A 16,035-nucleotide genomic window follows, 5' to 3' on the forward strand; every position below is an offset into this window, starting at 1 on the left:
ATGCCAATGGAACACAGCGGAATATCAAGATTACCCAGGCTTACCGCCATACTGACCTGTCTCCAAACCAAACGGCTTTCTACAGCTACAGAACTGGCAGAAAAATTTGAAGTGAGTGTCAGGACCATTTACCGTGACATCAGGGCCCTGGAAGCCGCAGGCATCCCCATTTTTACTGAAGAAGGAAAAGGCTACTCCCTGGTTGATGGCTACAGACTGCCGCCGGTTAGTTTTACCGAAAGCCAGGCGAATGCACTCATTACTGCCGAACAACTCGTGCTGAGAAATAAGGACGCCTCTTTCGTTAAGGAGTATACCGAGGCCATCACCAAAATAAAAGCAGTATTAAAAGAAAATACAAAGGATAAAGCTGATTTGCTGTCGAAAAGGATTGCCATCAGAAACAACCTTCAGAACAGCAGTACCAGCAATAACCTTTCTGTAGTACAGCTTGCACTTACAGGATTCAATCTCATCGAAATTGCTTATCGCGATGAACAGGCACAGGAAACAATAAGGGTTTTAGAGCCTTTTGCCCTGTATAGCACCCAGGAAAATTGGATACTGATTGCTTTTTGCAGGCTCAGGAACGATTACCGGACCTTCCGGTTAGACCGCATCCTACAGCTCCAGACCCTCAGCGAAAAATTTGAGCCCCATAAAATGTCGCTCGCCGAGTATTTTGAGATTTGCAGAACCAAATCCCAACCCCTGACATAGGGCTGTCACAAGCCCGGAATATATTTGCCCCTAAAATGTATTAAAATGGAAAAACAAACACTCAATTCATTCCCTGTAATAGGAATTACAGTCCGCACATGTAATGCAGACGGAAGCGCCGCCAGGGATATTCCTGAACTCTGGAACAGATTCATGGCCGCCAATATTACCGCTAAGCTGAACAATTTAGCCGGTCCGGAAATTTATAGCATTTATACCGATTATGAGGGTGATTATACCCAGCCTTACACCACGCTGATCGGGTACAAAGTAGAGAACCTTGACCATATACCAGAAGGCCTGACGGGCATCATGATAGGAGGGGGGAGTTATGAGAAACGTACGGTAAAAGGCAACCTGCATAAAGGACTGGTATACGATGCCTGGATAGAAATCTGGAATTCTGATCTGCAAAGGGCCTATACTGCTGACTTTGAAGTTTACGGAGCAGCGGCCCAAAATCCGGAGGATGCAACTGTCGAAATCTACATTTCCATCAGACCCTGAAGACAGGCACATTTTTTCGGCAGGCATAGGCACACAAACTTGTAACAAAATCATTTGCTGCATCTCAAATAGCAGATGGTTAAATATCTTTTACTAAGTTTGAATAACTAACTCATTTTTTATGAAGAAAATCAATAGATCAATTGGAGTGTCTGTGCTTGCCGGAACTGTCCTTTTTATGGCCGCCTGCAACAGTTCAGAAACAAAAAAAGAACTGCAATCTGGTGTTATCCTCAAAAATATGGATACGACAGTTGTACCGGGTAACGACTTTACAGCCTATGTAAATGGTACCTGGATGAAAAACACAAAAATCCCTTCTGATAAGGCTGCTTATGGAGTCGGATCGATGGTCAATGACAAGGCCCAGGAAGATGTAAAGGCCATTATAGAAAATGCAGCAAAGGCAAAAGCAAAAGATGGATCTGAAGAGCAAAAGATAGGTGACTACTATGAGTCGTACATGAACATGAAAGTACGGGATTCTATCGGATTAAGCCCTTTGACCGCAGAATTTAAAAGGATTGATGCTTTGACCGGAACTAAAGATCTGGCCGGTTATTTTGCCTATGCCAACAAAACAGGGGTTAAAATCCCTTTCAGTATAGGGGTAATAGAAGATTTTAAAGATCCTAAAAAATACATGCTGTACACCTGGCAGGGTGGCCTGGGCTTACCCGACCGCGATTTCTATTCGCTGCAGGATGCAAAATCAAAAGAAATCAGGGCCAAATACCTGCAGCATGTCGAAAATATGCTGAACCTGGCAGGCTTAACGGATGCGAAAGCCAAAGCTGCCCAGATCATGGCCCTGGAAACAGCAATGGCCCTCAAACAAATGAAAAAAGAGGAAACCAGGAATATGGCCGGGCTTTACAACAAATACGCAGTGAAAGACCTGAATAACCTGCTGCCCGATTTTGACTGGAATACCTTATTGAAAGAAGCTGGTGTAAAAAATCAGGATAGCCTGGTAGTTACCCAGGTTGCCTACACCAAAGACCTGAATGCGATATTGAAGAATACCCCGATTGACACCTGGAAAACTTACCTGAAATGGGGTGTGATCACAGGGGCAGCGTCTTCGCTGAACAGTGCGCTGGATAAAGAGAACTTCGAATTCTATGGTAAAACCCTGAATGGCATTAAGGAGCAGAAACCGCAATGGCGCAGGGCTGTTGACGCCGTAAATGGCAGCCTTGGTGAAATGGTGGGTAAACTATATGTAGAAAAACACTTCTCCCCTGAAGCCAAAGAGCGGATGTTGAAACTGGTGGGCAATTTGTTAAAAGCTTATGAAAGCAGCATCAAGGAGCTGGACTGGATGAGTCCGGAGACTAAAAAGCAGGCCCTGGTAAAGATCAGTAAATTCACACCGAAAATTGGCTATCCGGATAAATGGAGAGACTACAGTGCTTTAAAAGTGGTAAGAGGCGATCTTTATGGCAATAATCAAAGGGCCGATGAGTTTGAATACAACCGTACCATCAATAAACTGGGGAAACCGGTTGACCGTACGGAATGGGGCATGACACCGCAAACAGTGAATGCCTACTATAACCCTACCATGAACGAGATTGTATTCCCGGCCGCCATATTGCAGCCTCCTTTCTTTGACATGAATGCAGATGATGCCGTAAATTATGGGGGTATAGGTGCAGTAATCGGTCATGAAGTAGGGCATGGTTTTGATGACCAGGGCAGTACCTTTGATGGGGATGGTGTAATGCGTAACTGGTGGACCAAAAAAGACAATGAGGAGTTCAAAAAAAGAACAGGTGCACTTGTGGCACAATATGGCGCCTTCAAAGTATTCCCTGATTTGAATGTGAACGGCAATTTTACGCTTGGAGAGAACATTGGTGATCTGGGTGGGCTAAGCATTGCCCTTAAAGCCTACAAGGCCAGCTTAAACGGTAAACCCGCTCCGGTTATGGATGGTTTTACAGGTGAGCAAAGGGTATTTATTGGCTGGGGACAGGTTTGGTTAGAGAAATCTACCGATGAAGCGCTGCGAAACCAGATCGCTACTGATCCGCACTCGCCTGCCCGGTTCAGGGTAAACGGTATTGTCAGGAATATTCCTGAATTTTATACCGCATTTAAAGTAAAACCTTCGGACTCTTTATACCTGGCCCCGGAAAAAAGGGTGAAAATCTGGTAAATTGCGATCCGCTAAATAATAAGGCCGCTTCACACCTGGTGAAGCGGCCTTTTTTATGAGACGAGGTATTTTAGATGATATTAGCTGCTGATGTAGTTCTCCAATTGGGAAATGGTCTGTCTCTGATCTTCAATGATGAATTTTACCACATCACCAATGGATACCATGCCGTAAAGCAGGTTATCCTGCATCACAGGTAAATGCCGGATGTGTTTATCCGTCATCAATCCCATACAAAATTCAATGGTGTCTGAAGGAAGTACAGTAATTGGCTCTGCCGTCATTACCTCCCGGATCGGGGTCTCTGCCGAAGACTTGCCATGTAATATGATCTTTCTTGCATAGTCGCGCTCTGTAAAAATTCCCAGCAACTGCTTGTCTTCCAGGATAAGCAGGGCGCTGATGTTTTTCTCCATCATTAATTTTAATGCATCTAAAACTGATGAATTCTCTGATATGGAGAAGATCTGGGCTGATTTGGTGCTGAGTAACTGCTGAACCGTTTTCATAAGAAATTCACATTTAAACTAAATTTGCCCACTTTCTTTCTTCCTTTAAAAGAAATATAAGTGTACATGAATTTAATTAAAAAAAATTGAATATCAATGAATTGTCAGCAAAAAATAATTAACCTCACGGCTCAGTTAAAGAATTGACAAAATCTCTTCTACGTATTTCCTGTCATTTGCCAGTCGCGGAACCTTATGCTGCCCGCCCAGTTTACCTTTCGATTTTAACCAGTTGTAAAATGTATTGGAAGGTGCATTGTGTACTTTCGGTCTGCGCAGTGCAAGATCTTTAAAGCGCTTGGCATCATAATCAGAATTTACTTCCCTTAAAGTCTGGTCCAGAACGTCTATAAAACGCTCGAAGTCATTGGGCTGCTGGTCAAACTCGATGATCCATTCATGTCCGCCCACTTCTTCCCCCTTAAAATAAATAGGGCAGGCCGTATAGTCTTTAAATACCGCACCTGTTTCCGTACAAGCTTTACAAATGGCCTGTTCTGCATTGTCAATGATCACCTCTTCACCAAAAGCATTGATGAAATGTTTGGTCCGGCCTGTAATTTTTATCCGGTAAGGAAAAAGACTGGTAAACTGAACGGTATCACCAATCATGTACCGCCACAGGCCCCCATTGGTAGAGATGATGATGGCGTAGTTCCTGTTCAACTCAACATCTTCCAGCGATAGTGTCTTCGGGTGTTCATCTTCTATATGTTCCAGAGGCAGAAATTCATAGTATATGCCATAATCCAGCATCAGGAGCATCTCATCTGAGTTTACCTCGTCCTGTATGCCAAAGAAGCCTTCCGATGCATTGTAAGTCTCCAGATAATACATGTCCGGCGATGGGATCAACTCCCTGAACTGTTCCCTGTAGGGTTTAAAATTCACCGCGCCATGAATATAAAGTTCCAGGTTTGGCCATACCTCAAGCAAATGCCTTTTCCCGGTAATTTCAAGGACCTTTTTGGCCAGTACAATGGTCCAGGTAGGCACACCGGCTATATTGGTTACATTTTCTTTGATGGTAGCCTCGGCCATTCTTTCCATTTTTTCCTCATAGTTGTCCATAAGGGCAATAGAAATGTTAGGCGTGCGGTAGTATTCTGCCCATACAGGCAGGTTCTTGATCAGTACGGCCGAAAGATCCCCGTAAAAAGAATCCTCATTCAGCTGGTTGATCTGGTGGCTTCCGCCAAGTACCAGGCCTTTGCCGGTCAGGATCTGGTTGTCCGGGCGATTGTTGCAAAAGATAGAAAGCATATCCTTCCCCCCTTTGAAATGGCATTCCTGCAGCGATTCCTCCGAAACCGGAATAAATTTGCTCCTGTCGCTCGTCGTGCCCGATGATTTGGCAAACCACTTGATCTCCGAAGGCCAGAGGATATTCTGCTCCCCCTTCAGCATCCGCTCTATATAAGGTTTTAAAGTATCGTAATTTTGAATAGGCACCCGCTCTTTAAACTGATGGGTAGAGAGGATTGACTGATAGTCATATTTTATGCCCCATTCCGTGTACTCAGCACTGGTTATCAGTTTGTGAAACCATTCTTCCTGTACTTCATGGGGATATTTCATAAAAAGCTCGATCTGATGAACGCGCTTTTTCATATACCAGGTAAAAATCGAATTTACAATTGCCATGTGTTGGAATTTGAATAAAGACTAAAGTTGTTTTTTGCGCAGTACGAAGTTCGATCCGAGGTAAACCCTTCTCACCATTTCATTGGCAGCAAGCACTTCAGGTGTGCCCGATTCCAATATCTTGCCTTCAAAAAGCAGGTAAGCCCTGTCGGTAATGGACAAAGTCTCCTGCACGTTATGGTCTGTAATCAATATCCCGATATTTTTATTTTTTAGCTTATGTACTATGGTCTGGATTTCCTCTACCGCAATCGGGTCAACCCCTGCAAAAGGTTCATCCAGTAATATAAAATTGGGGTTTGCGGCAAGTGCACGAGCAATTTCTGTTCTTCTCCTTTCTCCACCTGAAAGCAGGTCGCCCCTGTTTTTGCGGACTTTATGTAAGCTGAATTCTGTAATCAGTTCCTCCAGTTTTTCATGGCGTTCCTCACGGTTCATCTCCGTCATTTCCAAAATGGCCATGATGTTGTCCTCTACCGAAAGTTTTCTGAATACCGAGGCTTCCTGCGCCAGGTACCCGATACCCTTTTGGGCCCTGCGGTACATAGGATCTTTGGTAATGTCGTGTTCATCTAAAAATATGGTGCCTTCATTTGGTTTGATCAAGCCCACGATCATGTAAAATGATGTGGTTTTACCAGCCCCGTTTGGACCCAACAGCCCCACAATTTCACCCTGACTCACACTAAAAGAGACGTCGTTAACAACAGTACGCTGTTTATATTTTTTTATGAGATGCTCAGCCCTTAATATCATTATCCGCTTTTATTCCTTTTATATTCAACTGTAAACGCCTTTGTTCCTTCCATACATTTTCTTCTATAGTATAACAAACAGAAAAAGGCTGGTTTGGTTGCAGCACATGCTCGTATTCTTCTGCCATACCAAATCCGATGCATTCAAAAATAGGTGAATTTTGTTGTTTTATCGTCAACTTTAAATGTTTTGTGCCCACAACATAGGGTCGGCCTATAATTGTTACATTATGGCTCACAAAAACCGGTGCCATATTATGCGGTCCAAACGGTGCCATCTGGGCAATGATCCGTTGAAATTTGCCATCTATCTGGGATAACATGATTTCATTGTCTATCCTGATTTCAGGGCATAACAGGTCTTCTGTAATGGTAGCAGCTACGATGTTTTCGAACCGTTCGCTGAAAGCATCAATATGCTCAGGCTGCAGGGTAAGACCTGCCGCAAACTTATGCCCGCCAAACTGCACCATCAGGTCTTCGCAACCCAGCAGTGCTTCATAAAGATCAAAGCCAGCAACCGAACGGGCCGATCCTGTAAGCAAACCGTTCGATTTGGTCAGTACCACAGTAGGCCGGTAGTATTTTTCTGTCAGTCGCGACGCCACGATGCCAATAACCCCTTTGTTCCAGTTTTCATGGTAAACTACAGTGGTTTTTTTATTGACCAAAATCTCACATTCGCCAATCAGGGCCAGGGCTTCTGCCGTGATGTTCTGATCAGATGTTTTACGTTCTGTATTTTGCAGGTTGATCAGCAGGCTTTGTTCCTGTGCCAGGTCATTCTCCGTACACAGCAGCATTTTTACAGCCTGTTTGGCATGATCCATCCGACCGGCAGCATTGATCCTCGGTGCAAGCGAAAATACCACATCGGTAAGTGTGTAATCTTTAGTCTTTCCGGCAATATCCATCAGGGCTTTCAGCCCTATAGAGGGATTGGTATTTAACTTAATCAGACCGTGATAGGCTAACACCCTGTTCTCATCATTAACCGGCACAATGTCGGCAGCAATGCTTACCATGACCAGGTCAATATACTGTTCATATTGCGCCGCCGGCAAACCATGCTGCAGGCAATAGGCCTGAGCCAGTTTAAAGCCTATGCCACAACCCGCCAACTCCTTGAAAGGGTAACTGCAATCTTCGCGTTTCGGATCAAGTATGGCCCTGGCCGCTGGTAGTGTATCACCAGGCAGGTGATGGTCGCAAATGATAAAATCTATACCTAAAGAACTGGCATATGCTACCTTATCAATAGATTTGATCCCACAATCGAGCGCAATGATCAGGCTGAAGCCATGCGCTTTGGCATAGTCAATTCCGACCGTAGAGATACCATAGCCCTCTTTATGCCTGTCGGGTATATAGTAGTCGATTTCCTTTGTAAGTCTGCTGAAAAAACTATAGGTAAGGGCTACCGATGTCGTTCCATCCACATCGTAATCACCATAAACCAGTATTTTCTCTCCTTTTGCCAGGGCTTGGTCTATCCGTTCAATGGCCCTGTCCATATCCTTCATTAAAAAGGGATCGTGCAGGGATGCCATTTCCGGTCTGAAGAAACTACGCGCTTCATCAAAAGATGAAATGCCCCTTTCAACCAGAATCTGGGCTAAACTTTTGTCTATATTTAATTCCTGTGCAAGCGAATCTGTCACTTCTATATTGCCTTGTACAGCCTGCACCCATCTTTTCTTCATTATTATATCTTTGGTTATCAGTAGTTACGGACGATCCGGCAGCTTTTATCCGTACGATTTCCTGCAGGTTCCATATCTTTGCAATGATTCGTAAATATATCATTAATATTTCTTCTTACTAACAACTACGCCATTGCAAGTTTTCACTTTATACGAGGGTTCCTATTCTGTAGACGCAAGCAAAAAGTTCATCCCTTTTAACCCGGAAACAGACGATCCTAAAAGTCGCCCAGCCTCTTTGTTTATTCATGTACAGCCATTCCTGGTACAACTGAAAGATCAATTGTTGTTGCTGGATACCGGTCTGGGTTACAGTAACGACGAGGGACAGCTTATTTTACATGAAAACATCAGGAAAGCCGGATTTGATCCCGAAGATGTAACTATGGTACTCATGTCACACCTGCATTTCGACCATTCCGGGGGCATGATCCATAAACTGGATAACAAAATTGAGCTGAGTTTCCCCCATGCAAATTATGTGGTTCAGCGCGGTGAATGGGAGGCGGCATTTACCAATCCATCCTCTTCCTATAAAACGGAGATCTTTGATTTTTTACAGCGTAATGCACAGCTGACTTTTATAGATGGTTCCGGGCAGCTTAGCGAGGGGATCAGTTACGAGTTGACGGGAGCGCACACGCCCTTTCACCAGGTTTTTCTGCTGGATGATGGTGTAGATAAAGTCTTTTTTGGGGGCGATGTTTTACCTGAACCGGAAGAATTGCTCAGAAAGTTTATTGCCAAATATGATTTTGATGGCCGTAAAGCGATGGAACTAAGGGAAGAGTTTGGGGACAGGGCCGCTGTAGAAAACTGGAATTGCCTGTTTTATCATGGCAAAAGCCGGGCAACAGGATATGTGAGCAAAACAGAGGGACAATTTAAGATCAGCTAAAACTTATTGTTCCAGCAGTTTAAAAAGCTCTATTAATCTTTCAATAGAAAGGGGTTTGGATATGAATCCTTTAACCTTGGCAAAGGTTTTTGCTTTTTCTATGTCGTTTTCATAAACTGACGAAGAAAGCATATACATGTCTACTCTTTGTGTTACATGCAATTCTTCATAGGCATCCAGAAACTCCCATCCGTTTAAAACCGGCATATTAATGTCGATCAGAATTAACTGAGGAAAGGATTCCTGGCCTAAGGTCTCTTTTAGAAACTCAATGGCCAGCAAGCCGTTGGCCTTGGATACCATATTAACATTGTATCCCGTTTTTTCCACAATCTTTTTGATAATGAAGATGTTAATGTCGTCATCATCAATAACGAGAAGGTTAATTCTATTATCCATCATAAGGGTTGTTTGGCCCCGGGCCAAAAATGTTTGCTACTGATATAAAGTTATGAAATATGTCTGTAAATATTTTAACTCTTAAACATTTATTTTATTAATAAAAAAAGCCATTGCGATGAATGGCTTTTTAATAATTTAATTTAAGTTCTATTTCTTTGCTACGAGTTTTACTGAAAGTTCAAAATCATCGTAGATCATTTTATCGCCAACATCAGGGAACATGCCTTTAGACCTGTATTTGATGCCAAACTTTGTCCTGTCTACAATTACCTTTTCAGCCGTCGCCGAAACTGAACCATCTGCATTCCACGCTACACTGGCAGGGAAAGTAATCGAATTGGTTACACCTTTAATAGTCAGATCGCCCGTTACATTTACCTGGTTCGCAGCTGCAGCAGTAACTTTTTTAATCACAAACGTAGAGGTAGCAAATTTATCGGTACCAAAAAAATCGTCGGCTTTCAGGTGGCCTTCCAGCCTTGCACTTTTGTCGGCATCCTTAATGGTAGTCATGTTAATTACAAAGTTTCCTCCCGATAGTTTTTTGCCGTCAAATAACAGGCTTCCAGATTGCAGGTCAATCGAGCCATTATGGCTACCTGTTAATTTTTTGCCCAACCAGCTGATGCTTGATTTTTCGAGATCAACCTTGTAAGTTACGGGTTTCAATACCGGCGCAATAAAAGCCGAGGAAACGATTACCGTTAACAGTAATGCGAATGAAGTCAGTTTCAATTTCATTTTTTACGTTTGTTTTTAAGTTAGCTATGGTCCTTTTGATATACTTGGAATGTAAATATATCAAAAGGTTTAGCTGAAATAAAAACTATTTATGCAAGACTTTCTTCCATGTAGCTTTCAATAGGAGGGCAGGCGCACACCAGCGACCTGTCGCCAAAGGAATCGTTAACCCTTCCTACAGACGGCCAGAACTTATAAGCGGCAACGTAAGGCAATGGGAAGGCCGCAGTCTGTCTGCTGTAGGTATGGCTCCATTCATCTCCGGTTACTACTGCAGCGGTATGTGGCGCATTTTTTAACGGATTGTCCGTTTTGTCCAGTTTACCCTCTTCAACTCCTGCAATTTCCTTACGGATCGCAATTAATGCATCACAGAAGCGGTCAAGCTCATGCTTAGGCTCACTTTCAGTCGGTTCAATCATTAAAGTGCCTGCAACCGGGAAAGATACAGTCGGTGCATGGAAGCCATAATCCATTAAGCGCTTGGCAATGTCAACCACTTCAATACCGAAGTTTTTGAAGCCCCTGCAGTCCAGGATCATTTCGTGCGCACAACGTCCGTTTGCTCCAGAATATAAAACAGGGTAATGCTGCTCTAAACGCGCTTTCATGTAATTGGCATTTAAGATCGCGTAACGGGTAGCATTGGTTAAACCGTCAGCGCCCATCATTGCGATGTAAGCGTGTGAGATCACCAGGATAGATGCTGAACCCCATGGTGCAGAAGATACCGCATGGATAGATTTTTCATTATTGATGTCTACAACAGCATGACCAGGTAAATAAGGCACCAGGTGCTTGGCTACGCCAATTGGCCCCATACCAGGACCACCGCCGCCATGAGGGATGCAGAATGTTTTGTGCAGGTTTAAGTGACAAACGTCAGCACCGATGTGTCCCGGACTGGTCAATCCAACCTGGGCGTTCATGTTTGCACCGTCCATATATACCTGTCCGCCATTCTCATGAATGATGTTACAAATGTCTATGATGCTTTCTTCAAATACCCCATGTGTAGAAGGATAGGTTACCATTAAGCAGGAAAGATTTGCAGCATGTGCTTCAGCTTTTGCTTTCAGGTCATCCACATCGATATTTCCGTTCTCCATCGATTTAACGATCACGATCTTCATGCCTGCCATTGCAGCAGAAGCCGGATTGGTACCATGTGCCGATGAAGGGATCAGCGCAATGTTACGGTGTGCATCACCACGATCATTGTGGTAGGCCCTGATCACCATTAAACCTGCATACTCACCCTGTGCACCTGCATTTGGCTGAAGGCTCATCGCTGCAAAGCCAGTGATTTCACTTAACCATTTGTCCAGTTCGTTAAATACTGTGTAGTAACCCGCTACCTGATCAGCAGGGGCAAAAGGATGTATTTTTCCGAATTCAGGCCAGGTTACCGGGATCATTTCCGTAGTCGCATTCAGTTTCATGGTACACGAACCCAATGCAATCATCGAATGGCAAAGTGAAAGGTCTTTGGTCTCCAGCGACTTGATGTAACGCAGCATTTCATGCTCTGAATGGTGTGCGTTAAATATCGGGTGGGTCAGATAAGCAGAGTTACGTTGTAATGCAGCAGGAATAACCGTTGCCACGTTTTTATCGTCTGCCAGTTCAACTGCATCAGCAGCAATGGCTTTCACTTTCGAAAAGAGCTTCACCAGCAATTTAATGTCCTCAAATGAAGTGGTCTCATCCAGGGCAATGGTAACGATGCTGCCATTGTAATGCAGGTTGATCTCGTTATCAATACACTCTCTGTGGATAGAATCCGCAAGATCGCCCAAGTCCAGCTGGATGGTGTCAAAATAAGCTTTGTTCAGTTGCTTATAGCCAATTTTTTCTAGCGACCTGGCCAAAGTAACCGCGAGCCCATGTGTACGCTCGGCAATCAGCTTTAAGCCTTTTGGCCCGTGATAAACGGCATAAAAACCAGCCATAATAGCCAGTAGAGCCTGTGCGGTACAGATATTGGAAGTTGCTTTATCCCTTCGGATGTGCTGCTCCCTGGTCTGTAATGCCATACGCAGGGCGTAATTGTTATTGCTGTCTATCGTTACACCGATGATACGGCCCGGTATAGAACGTTTGTATTCATCTTTAGTTGCAAAATAAGCAGCATGCGGACCACCAAAGCCCATTGGAACACCGAACCGCTGAGTGGTACCTACCACTACATCAGCACCCCATTCTCCGGGAGGCGTAAGTAAGGTCAGGCTCAGCAGGTCTGCCACAACGGTTACTTTCACATTTTTATCATGCGCTTTTTGTGCAAAACCGCTGTAGTCAAATACCTCACCATTGCCTGCAGGATACTGGATAATGGCACCAAAAAAGTCTTCAGTAAGTTCAAAAGACTGATGGTTGCCGATAACGAGCTCAATGCCATAAGGATTGGCACGGGTTTTTAGAATATCAATAGTCTGAGGAAACAGCAGTTCAGATACAAAGAACTTTGTAGCCTGCTGGTTCTTTTTTAAGCTGTATTGCATAAACATAGCTTCTGCCGCTGCGGTACCCTCATCGAGTAAAGAGGCATTGGCAATTTCCATTCCGGTAAGGTCAATTACCATGGTCTGGAAATTTAATAAGGCCTGCAAACGGCCCTGAGCAATCTCGGCCTGGTAAGGTGTATATTGCGTATACCATCCCGGGTTTTCCATTACGTTACGTAAAATAACCCCTGGTGTAATGGTATCGTAATAACCCTGACCGATATAAGATTTAAAAACTTTATTTAAAGAGGCTGTTTGTTTCAAAGCTGCAAGGTAATCTGTTTCAGATTTAGCCTTAGGCAAATTCAGTGGCTGCGCTAACCTGATTTTTTGCGGAACAGTTTGTTCAATCAGTTCGTCAACAGAACCCACACCAATAGTGTGCAGCATTGCATTGGTATCCTGTGTGTTGGGTGCAATGTGGCGGTCTTTAAAGTCCTCTTTGTAATGAATATTTAAGCTCATGAAGTCTATGAATAAAAAGTTGCGCAAAGGTAATAAAAAATCCCCTTAGCTTCAGTTAAAAAGACTGCATAAAACTTTAAGAAATTGGGTTTTATTCTCCTGAAACCGTCCAGCCAGATTCTTTTTTGAATTTCAGTTTAAGCGTTTTGGTAATAAAACTACTGCCTGTGTTCCTGTCCTTGTAAAAAACACTGAATGCATTTTTGACTTTTTTGAGCATAACCGTAACTTTTGCGGTCTTGTTATTGCTCTTGTCCACATTAACAGGCTTATCCTCGTCAAGCGCGTATTCAATTACTTTAACCGTGGCTTTGTTTTCTTCCTGTTTCAGCACAAAAGGCTTTGATTTGTCGGTCAGGCTCACCAGGTAAACATAAGCGCTGTCTTTCGACAGGAATTTTTTCTTTTGCTCCTGCAGTTCCATGTCTACAAAGCCCTTTTGTTCCAGTTCCTTATATTTTGCCAGCTCCGTTTTGTCGCTTTTGCTCTTAAATTTCAATTCTCCAAGCTGCAGTTTTTCGGTTTCGTATACAGGGTTCGTTTTCAGGTAATCCGTAACAATATCAGCTGCCGTGCCCTGGTCTAAAACCGCATTGTTGCCACAAGAGGTTATAAAAGCAAGTAGCAGAAGGTATAAGCCGGAAATTTTCTTTACGCTTTTCATAGGGATGCTGTTAATGTTTTAATTGTTTCAGGTATAGCTGTATGGTGTTCTCCAGGCCCAAATAGAGTGCGTCGCTGATCAGGGCATGACCTATGCTGACTTCCAGTAAACCAGGTATGCTTTCTGCAAAATACTTCAGGTTGTGCAGGTCAAGATCGTGCCCGGCATTAATCCCCAGGCCAAGTTCATTGGCTTTATGGGCTGCTGCAACATAAGGCAAAACAGCTTTTTCCCTGTTGTCGTAATAATTATGGGCATAGGCTTCTGTATACAACTCAATCCTGTCTGTACCGGTTAAAACTGCCGCTTCAACCATTTCAACCACCGGGTCAACAAATATAGATACCCTGATGCCTTCCGACTTAAACAAGGTCACCATCTCTTTCAGGTATGCGGCATGTTTTATGGTATCCCAGCCATGGTTGGAAGTAATTTGCCCTTCGGCATCTGGTACCAGGGTAACCTGGGCAGGTCTGTTGGCCAGTACCAGGTCAACAAATTTCTGCTCCCTGCAGTTGCCTTCAATATTGAACTCTGTATCAATTACTGCTTTTAAATCGTAAACATCCTGATAGCGGATATGTCTTTCATCCGGGCGGGGATGCACAGTTATCCCTTCTGCACCAAAACGTTCACAATCTAAAGCCACTTTTACAAGATCAGGATTATTACCCCCGCGGCTATTGCGAAGCGTTGCTATTTTATTGATATTTACAGATAGATGTGCCATGCACAAATATAAAATAAATAATCTTTCCTATGTCGCTACGATCTCTCTTTGTTTTGATATTGCTGCTTAGCTTTTCCGGTATTGCCTGTGCGCAAAAGGATTCGGTTACCTTTAAGGGCTATCCGGTAATTGCCCATTCCGATACTTTGTTCCACATCAAGAATAAACTAGGCTCCCTGTCCGCATCCGAAAGGGCCCAGCGCACTTCAGGAAAGGTGGAGGCGCTTGCCGAAGACCTGCTCTTTGTGCCCGATTCCCTGATCACAGAGGACGACTCGACGTTGATAGCCATCGTTTATAAAGGCGATGTTTTGTTGAGCCTGTCCAAAGCCGATGCAGACTCTGTAAAGATGGATCGGGAAGTGATGGCAAAAGCCTATCAGGAAATCATCATTAACAATATCCAGCAATATAAAAGTGAAACGGACCTGCCGGAGCTGTTGAAAAGGGCAGGACTGGGGCTGCTCATTCTTATCGTGCTTGGACTTTGTATTTATTTTCTCAATAAATATTCCAATCGTTTTAATGCCTGGCTCCGTGTAAAGCTGCACCAGAAAATAACCGGGTTTAAAATCAAGAACTATGAACTGATCAACCGGAAAAATGAGCTGCTGTTGCTAAGTAAATTATTGAACCTCATTAAACTCATTGTGATCATTATCCTGATCTATCTTACCCTGCCTATTGTATTCCGGCTTTTTCCCTGGACGAAACCCTGGAGCGATAGCCTGATCGGATTTGTGCTGAACCCGCTTAAAAATATATTTCGGGCGGTCATTGATTTTATTCCCGATCTGATCACCATAGCAGTTGTTGTTATCGTATTTCATTATATCAAAAAGGCAATTAAGTTCCTGTCCGATGAAATTGCAGCCGAGAAATTAAAGATCACCGGGTTTTATCCCGACTGGGCAAAACCAACTTTTAACATCGTAAGGATTGTGTTGAATGCCTTTATGCTGGTCGTGATCTGGCCTTTTATCCCCGGTTCCAATTCCGAAATATTTAAAGGGGTCTCTGTATTTTTAGGCTTGCTGATCTCTTTCGGGTCTTCATCGGCCATCAGCAACGGGGTAGCCGGAATGGTGATTACTTATATGCGGCCCTTTAAAATCGGCGACATAGTTAAGATCGGCGATACCACAGGCGCGGTGCAGGAAAAGTCTTTACTGGTTACACGTATCCTCACTTTCAAAAATGAAGTCATTACCATACCCAATAGTGCCATACTGAATGGCAATACGGTAAATTACAGCAGTATGGCTAGTCAGGACGGCCTGGTATTACATACTACGGTAACCCTGGGCTATGATATACCCTGGACAACCGCGCATGAACTGCTCATTAAGGCTGCCATGGCATCAGAAGGAGTAGTCAAAGAAAAAGCACCTTTCGTATTGCAAACCAGCCTGGAAGATTGGTACGTGTCTTACCAGCTCAATGCTTATATCGATAATCCGAAGAGGATGCCCGCTATTTATTCAGAAATTCATAAGCACATCCATATAGCATTTGATGAAGCAGGTGTTGAGATCATGTCGCCACACTACCAGGCCATCCGTGATGGCAATGCAAGCACGGTGATTAATCCGTAAGAAAAGTCTGAAGATATTTTTACTTTTGCTA

14 protein-coding genes are annotated in these 16,035 nt (G+C 43.7%); 5 read left to right on the top strand and 9 right to left on the bottom strand.

Annotation, left to right across the window (positions count from 1 at the left end; genetic code table 11):
- Positions 1 to 6: 6 nt before the first annotated feature.
- The 3 genes from ABIE26_RS24935 to ABIE26_RS24945 all read left to right on the top strand — a co-directional run bounded on the left by ABIE26_RS24935 (position 7) and on the right by ABIE26_RS24945 (position 3,391).
- Entirely contained in the window at positions 7 to 720 is a 714-nt protein-coding gene (locus ABIE26_RS24935) for a helix-turn-helix transcriptional regulator (RefSeq protein WP_310146557.1), read from the top strand.
- Positions 721 to 765: 45 nt separating this feature from the next.
- A complete protein-coding gene (locus ABIE26_RS24940; protein ID WP_310146559.1) occupies positions 766 to 1,227 on the top strand; it encodes a GyrI-like domain-containing protein in 462 nt (153 codons plus the stop codon).
- Positions 1,228 to 1,348: 121 nt separating this feature from the next.
- On the top strand, positions 1,349 to 3,391 hold the full coding sequence (locus ABIE26_RS24945; RefSeq protein ID WP_310146561.1) for a M13 family metallopeptidase: 2,043 nt from the start codon (positions 1,349 to 1,351) through the stop codon (positions 3,389 to 3,391).
- Positions 3,392 to 3,471: 80 nt separating this feature from the next.
- On the opposite strand, the gene ABIE26_RS24950 is transcribed toward ABIE26_RS24945, so the two are convergent.
- From ABIE26_RS24950 to recJ, 4 genes are all read right to left on the bottom strand, one after another.
- Entirely contained in the window at positions 3,472 to 3,900 is a 429-nt protein-coding gene (locus tag ABIE26_RS24950) for a CBS domain-containing protein (protein WP_084239429.1), read from the bottom strand.
- Between the two features lie 135 nt (positions 3,901 to 4,035).
- A complete protein-coding gene (locus ABIE26_RS24955; protein ID WP_310146563.1) occupies positions 4,036 to 5,544 on the bottom strand; it encodes a GH3 auxin-responsive promoter family protein in 1,509 nt (502 codons plus the stop codon).
- A gap of 21 nt (positions 5,545 to 5,565) precedes the next feature.
- Entirely contained in the window at positions 5,566 to 6,300 is a 735-nt protein-coding gene (lptB, locus tag ABIE26_RS24960) for an LPS export ABC transporter ATP-binding protein (protein ID WP_310146565.1), read from the bottom strand.
- Entirely contained in the window at positions 6,284 to 8,002 is a 1,719-nt protein-coding gene (gene recJ, locus ABIE26_RS24965; protein WP_310146567.1) for a single-stranded-DNA-specific exonuclease RecJ, read from the bottom strand. The genes lptB and recJ overlap by 17 nt, the downstream gene beginning before the upstream one ends.
- Before the next feature lie 133 nt (positions 8,003 to 8,135).
- Between recJ and ABIE26_RS24970 the strand changes: the two genes are divergently transcribed.
- The gene (locus ABIE26_RS24970; RefSeq protein ID WP_310146569.1) at positions 8,136 to 8,900 is read left to right on the top strand and encodes an MBL fold metallo-hydrolase; all 765 of its coding nucleotides are present in this window, start codon (positions 8,136 to 8,138) and stop codon (positions 8,898 to 8,900) included.
- A 3-nt stretch (positions 8,901 to 8,903) separates the two neighbouring features.
- Here ABIE26_RS24970 and ABIE26_RS24975 read toward each other — a convergent pair whose 3' ends face one another.
- The 5 genes from ABIE26_RS24975 to ABIE26_RS24995 all read right to left on the bottom strand — a co-directional run bounded on the left by ABIE26_RS24975 (position 8,904) and on the right by ABIE26_RS24995 (position 14,409).
- Complete coding sequence (locus ABIE26_RS24975; protein WP_310146571.1) at positions 8,904 to 9,302, bottom strand: response regulator; 399 nt, start codon at positions 9,300 to 9,302, stop codon at positions 8,904 to 8,906.
- Between the two features lie 147 nt (positions 9,303 to 9,449).
- Positions 9,450 to 10,043: a YceI family protein gene (locus ABIE26_RS24980; RefSeq protein ID WP_310146573.1), complete on the bottom strand. Its 594-nt coding sequence runs from the start codon at positions 10,041 to 10,043 to the stop codon at positions 9,450 to 9,452.
- An 89-nt stretch (positions 10,044 to 10,132) separates the two neighbouring features.
- On the bottom strand, positions 10,133 to 13,015 hold the full coding sequence (gene gcvP / locus ABIE26_RS24985; RefSeq protein WP_310146575.1) for an aminomethyl-transferring glycine dehydrogenase: 2,883 nt from the start codon (positions 13,013 to 13,015) through the stop codon (positions 10,133 to 10,135).
- Positions 13,016 to 13,106: 91 nt separating this feature from the next.
- Complete coding sequence (locus ABIE26_RS24990) at positions 13,107 to 13,679, bottom strand: hypothetical protein (protein WP_310146576.1); 573 nt, start codon at positions 13,677 to 13,679, stop codon at positions 13,107 to 13,109.
- A 10-nt stretch (positions 13,680 to 13,689) separates the two neighbouring features.
- Positions 13,690 to 14,409 carry a pyridoxine 5'-phosphate synthase gene (locus ABIE26_RS24995; protein WP_310146578.1) on the bottom strand — a complete coding sequence of 240 codons (720 nt, stop codon included), beginning with the start codon at positions 14,407 to 14,409 and terminating at the stop codon, positions 13,690 to 13,692.
- Between the two features lie 29 nt (positions 14,410 to 14,438).
- Here ABIE26_RS24995 and ABIE26_RS25000 point away from each other — a divergent pair, with 29 nt between their 5' ends.
- A complete protein-coding gene (locus ABIE26_RS25000; RefSeq protein WP_310146579.1) occupies positions 14,439 to 16,004 on the top strand; it encodes a mechanosensitive ion channel family protein in 1,566 nt (521 codons plus the stop codon).
- Positions 16,005 to 16,035 lie beyond the last annotated feature (31 nt).

The organism is Pedobacter africanus (assembly GCF_040548825.1).
Classification (GTDB): domain Bacteria; phylum Bacteroidota; class Bacteroidia; order Sphingobacteriales; family Sphingobacteriaceae; genus Pedobacter; species Pedobacter africanus_A.

What these genes read in the sequence shown, in the direction of transcription:
- ABIE26_RS24975 (WP_310146571.1), bottom strand. Translation starts at nt 9,302, where the DNA reads ATGATGGATAATAGAATTAACCTTCTCGTTATTGATGATGACGACATT.
- gcvP (WP_310146575.1), bottom strand. Translation starts at nt 13,015, where the DNA reads ATGAGCTTAAATATTCATTACAAAGAGGACTTTAAAGACCGCCACATT.
- ABIE26_RS24980 (WP_310146573.1), bottom strand. Translation starts at nt 10,043, where the DNA reads ATGAAATTGAAACTGACTTCATTCGCATTACTGTTAACGGTAATCGTT.
- ABIE26_RS24995 (WP_310146578.1), bottom strand. Translation starts at nt 14,409, where the DNA reads ATGGCACATCTATCTGTAAATATCAATAAAATAGCAACGCTTCGCAAT.
- ABIE26_RS24945 (WP_310146561.1), top strand. Translation starts at nt 1,349, where the DNA reads ATGAAGAAAATCAATAGATCAATTGGAGTGTCTGTGCTTGCCGGAACT.
- recJ (WP_310146567.1), bottom strand. Translation starts at nt 8,002, where the DNA reads ATGAAGAAAAGATGGGTGCAGGCTGTACAAGGCAATATAGAAGTGACA.
- ABIE26_RS25000 (WP_310146579.1), top strand. Translation starts at nt 14,439, where the DNA reads ATGTCGCTACGATCTCTCTTTGTTTTGATATTGCTGCTTAGCTTTTCC.
- ABIE26_RS24950 (WP_084239429.1), bottom strand. Translation starts at nt 3,900, where the DNA reads ATGAAAACGGTTCAGCAGTTACTCAGCACCAAATCAGCCCAGATCTTC.
- ABIE26_RS24955 (WP_310146563.1), bottom strand. Translation starts at nt 5,544, where the DNA reads ATGGCAATTGTAAATTCGATTTTTACCTGGTATATGAAAAAGCGCGTT.
- lptB (WP_310146565.1), bottom strand. Translation starts at nt 6,300, where the DNA reads ATGATATTAAGGGCTGAGCATCTCATAAAAAAATATAAACAGCGTACT.
- ABIE26_RS24935 (WP_310146557.1), top strand. Translation starts at nt 7, where the DNA reads ATGGAACACAGCGGAATATCAAGATTACCCAGGCTTACCGCCATACTG.
- ABIE26_RS24940 (WP_310146559.1), top strand. Translation starts at nt 766, where the DNA reads ATGGAAAAACAAACACTCAATTCATTCCCTGTAATAGGAATTACAGTC.
- ABIE26_RS24990 (WP_310146576.1), bottom strand. Translation starts at nt 13,679, where the DNA reads ATGAAAAGCGTAAAGAAAATTTCCGGCTTATACCTTCTGCTACTTGCT.